The following is a 3,190-nucleotide window of genomic DNA, read 5'->3' as shown; positions in this document are numbered from 1 at the left end:
GGTTGGGTTTTGTGGTTGTGGGGGGGGGAAAGAGTTTGGGGTGGTTTTTTTTTTTTGGTTTTGTTTTTCTTTCTTTTTTTTTTTTTTTTTTTTGGGCCACTTCTCCTCTCCCCCCCCCCCCCCCCCCCCCGCCTCCGAGAGCGCTGCTCTCGGGCTCTCGGAGTATTTGAGGCCCGGTCAGGCCTGGGGGGTGGGGCTCTGGGGTGTTTGGGTGGCGCGCCGTGCCGGGGCTGGGTGTCTTTTGTGGGGGCAAGGCGCCGGGCGGGCATCGAGCCCGCCCGGCGCCTCCAAGAGCTCTGCTCTCGGGCTCTCGGAGTATTTTGGGCCCGGTCAGGCCTGGAGGGCGGGGGCTCTGGGGTGTTGGGGTGGCGCGCCGTTCCGGGTGGGGGCGTTTTGCGTGGAGTGCGCTGGGCGGTTTGCCGGTGGGCTCAGCGGGGCAGGTAGCTTTGCGCGATCTCGGCGAGGCGCTCGGCGGAGAGGATCGGCGGAACCAATGTGAGCACCTTTCCGGCGCTGTCGAGCAGGAAGATATGGCTGCCATGGGCATAGACCGGATGGCCGCCGGGGTCGTGGAAGAGCACCTCGGCCTCGACACCGAAGGCCTTGTAGACGGCGGCGAGTTCCTCGGGGCTGCCGGTCAGGCCGAGGAAATCCGGGTGGTGCCGGGTGAGCGGCGGGCCGATGGTCTCGACCCGGTCGCGCGCGGGATCGACGGTGATCATCACCGGGCGGGCGGTGAGGCCGTCTTCGGCGAGCGCCGTCACCGCGCCGCCCATGCGGGGCAGGGCGACCGAGCAGATCGCCTCGCAATTGGCATAGCCGAAGAAGAGGAGCTGCAGGTCGGCGCCCGGCGCGCGCTCGGTCCGGCGGGTGCCGGTCTGGTCGGTCAGGGCGAAAGGCCCGCCGAGGGCCAGCGGGAAAGGCGCGGGCGGGGTGGTGTCGCTGGCTGGAGGCGCGGTGGTAGTGGCCGGGATGGGTTCCGGCGTGTCGGTGGAGAAGCGTGCGTGTGCGGAGGCTTGCCGAAGTGCGGGGGTATGGGCCACAAATTGGGCGGTATTGTCGCCCCGGATGAGCCTGGGCGCGTCGGCCCACGCGGGCGCAGAGGCATTCGCCCACAACGGGCCGGGCAGCAGCGGCGCGGGCAGCGCCAGGAGCGCCGCGCAGCCAAACGCCCGCAGAGGAGCCGCGCGGCTCATTCCACCCCCAGCCAGCCCTTGACGAAGGCCTCCTCGGCCTCAGGGCCGAGGCCCAGCCAGCCCTCGGCCTCGATCTCGGCGGTCACGCGCGGGTCGCGGCGGAACCAGGGGCCTTCGCCCGCGGCCTCGGGGTTCTCCTCCGCCCAGGCGCGGGTGAAGCGGTTGGCGGGCATCCAGTCGCCCTCGGGCAGCGGGCGCAGCCGCTGCAGCTGGTAGATATGCGTGGCGCCAATCTCGGGGTTCTCGATCATCAGCCCGTCGACCTCGACCCGGGTGCCGCAGAAGGGCGCAAGCTCCAGCGCCGCCCCGGTAAAGAGCGGCTGGCCGTTCTTCAGGGGCAGGATCAGCGCGCCGTCGGCCTCGCGCAGAAGGGCGTATTGCCGCCCCGGCGCGCAGGCCGTCTCGCAGGCGCCCGAGAGGGTGCAGATCGGGTCGACCACCTCGGCCTCGAAGCGGGCCTTCTCCTCGCCGTAGAGGTTCCAGCTGGTGGCCTCGGAGCCTTCCGAGAAGTCCTGCGCCGCGGCGGCGAGGGGCAGGGCGGCAAGAGCCGCGAGCGGCATGGCAAAGGGCAGGGGGATTTGCATGGCCTAGTCCTCCAGCGCGTTGTCGGGGATCGCGAAGCCGGGCACCACGCCGTAATCCTCGTGGTTGAGGTTGGTGATGTCGGCGTCCGAGAGCACCTCTTCGACCAGGATGTAGTTCAGCCCGTCGCGGGCGTAGTGCAGCCCCTCGGCGCTGACGCTGTGCGAGGCGAGCCGCAGCGCGGTGTCGCCCCCGGCGAGCTGGTCGGTGCCGGGCAGTTTGAGGATCATGTAGACCTCGCCCTCGGGGGTCAGCAGGCCCACCGGGATGCCGCCCGCCGAACACCAGAGCGCGCAGGTGTGATGGGCCGAACCGACCACCGCCTCGGGCCCTCCCATGACGCCGGAGAAATAACACCAGGTGTCGATGATCTCGCCTTCGACGGTGATGCGCTGGCCTTCGCTGGCGGCCAGCGGCGGCGCGAGGCCGGCGGCCAGCCCGAGAGGGGCGAGCGCGCTGGCAAGCCTCCTCGTGCGCGGGGTTTTCATCGGGCTCGTGATGGATGGTCTCGGCATCGGCGCCTCCCGTCGCACGTGTCCTTCGCCCCCGAGACTAGCCGAGATCGTCCGTCACCGAGTTGACGTTCCCGTGCTTGCGCCGCGATGGGGCGGGCGCGCGGCTCCGATGAGGGCGCCCCCGCCCGCTTCCCGCCTTGCAAGCCACGGCATTTTTCCCGATAAGCCCAAGGGCAAGACCGGAGGTGTTCCCATGCGCGCACGCATCTATCAGCCCGCCAAGACCGCGATGTCCTCGGGCTGGGCCATGACAAAGCACTGGGTGCTGGAATTCGTGCCCGAGACCCCGCGGACCGTGGATCCGCTGATGGGCTGGACCTCGTCCGACGACACCCAGGCGCAGGTCCGCATCAGCTTCGAGACCCGCGAGGCGGCGGTCGAATACGCCCGCGACCACGGCATCGACGCCCAGGTCTTCGAGCCCAAGCGCCGCAAGCACAACGTCCGCCCGCGTGGCTACGCCGAGAACTTCGCGCACGACCGCCGCTCGACCTGGACGCACTGAGCGCACCTCTCGCCGCTTGCCCCGGCCCGCGCGCCCCGGCATAGAGGGCGCCGAGCGGTCCCTTAGCTCAACTGGATAGAGCAGCTGACTTCTAATCAGCAGGTTCGGGGTTCGAGTCCTCGAGGGATCGCCAGAATTTATAATTATATGCCAAGGGGGCATAAGAGTGCGCAAAGTCGCGGTTTTTCGTGCACACCCCTGTCAAGGAAATTCTCGATATTTCGCGAAAATTCCTGAAGTTCTCTTGTTTTTTGACCTGCTCCCCTGAAAAATCCGCGGTTTGAAGTTAGCCTGTTCTCCAAACGAGGAGACAGACGATGCGGAAAAGCCGTTTCAGCGAAGAGCAGATCATTGGCATCCTGAAGGAGCACCAGGCCGGCATAGGGGCCAAG

General features: G+C 68.1%; 5 protein-coding genes and 1 tRNA gene. 2 read left to right on the top strand and 4 right to left on the bottom strand.

From position 1 onward, the window contains the following. Positions 1 to 428: 428 nt before the first annotated feature. From ACX938_RS17910 to ACX938_RS17900, 3 genes are all read right to left on the bottom strand, one after another. Positions 429 to 1,043: an SCO family protein gene (locus ACX938_RS17910; protein ID WP_459432051.1), complete on the bottom strand. Its 615-nt coding sequence runs from the start codon at positions 1,041 to 1,043 to the stop codon at positions 429 to 431. 149 nt (positions 1,044 to 1,192) lie between these two features. Further along, the gene (locus ACX938_RS17905) at positions 1,193 to 1,780 is read right to left on the bottom strand and encodes a hypothetical protein (protein ID WP_459432050.1); all 588 of its coding nucleotides are present in this window, start codon (positions 1,778 to 1,780) and stop codon (positions 1,193 to 1,195) included. A 3-nt stretch (positions 1,781 to 1,783) separates the two neighbouring features. Continuing rightward, the gene (locus ACX938_RS17900; protein ID WP_459432049.1) at positions 1,784 to 2,293 is read right to left on the bottom strand and encodes a hypothetical protein; all 510 of its coding nucleotides are present in this window, start codon (positions 2,291 to 2,293) and stop codon (positions 1,784 to 1,786) included. A gap of 193 nt (positions 2,294 to 2,486) precedes the next feature. On the opposite strand from ACX938_RS17900, the gene ACX938_RS17895 reads away from it, so the two are divergent. Together ACX938_RS17895 and ACX938_RS17890 are read left to right on the top strand one after the other, a co-directional pair. Further along, the gene (locus ACX938_RS17895; protein ID WP_232753496.1) at positions 2,487 to 2,798 is read left to right on the top strand and encodes an ETC complex I subunit; all 312 of its coding nucleotides are present in this window, start codon (positions 2,487 to 2,489) and stop codon (positions 2,796 to 2,798) included. 56 nt (positions 2,799 to 2,854) lie between these two features. Further along, positions 2,855 to 2,931, top strand: a tRNA-Arg gene (locus ACX938_RS17890). A gap of 10 nt (positions 2,932 to 2,941) precedes the next feature. On the opposite strand, the gene ACX938_RS17885 is transcribed toward ACX938_RS17890, so the two are convergent. After that, the coding region (locus ACX938_RS17885) for a hypothetical protein (RefSeq protein ID WP_459432048.1) at positions 2,942 to 3,190 on the bottom strand (249 nt) is incomplete at its 5' end.

This window comes from Roseivivax sp., from assembly GCF_054552075.1.
Note: the sequence above shows the minus strand (reverse complement) of the source record. Positions and strands in the feature narration are given on the sequence as shown.

Bases quoted from the DNA above. Each gene is read 5' to 3' on its own strand.
- ACX938_RS17900 (WP_459432049.1), bottom strand. From the start codon at position 2,293: ATGCCGAGACCATCCATCACGAGCCCGATGAAAACCCCGCGCACGAGG.
- ACX938_RS17905 (WP_459432050.1), bottom strand. From the start codon at position 1,780: ATGCAAATCCCCCTGCCCTTTGCCATGCCGCTCGCGGCTCTTGCCGCC.
- ACX938_RS17895 (WP_232753496.1), top strand. From the start codon at position 2,487: ATGCGCGCACGCATCTATCAGCCCGCCAAGACCGCGATGTCCTCGGGC.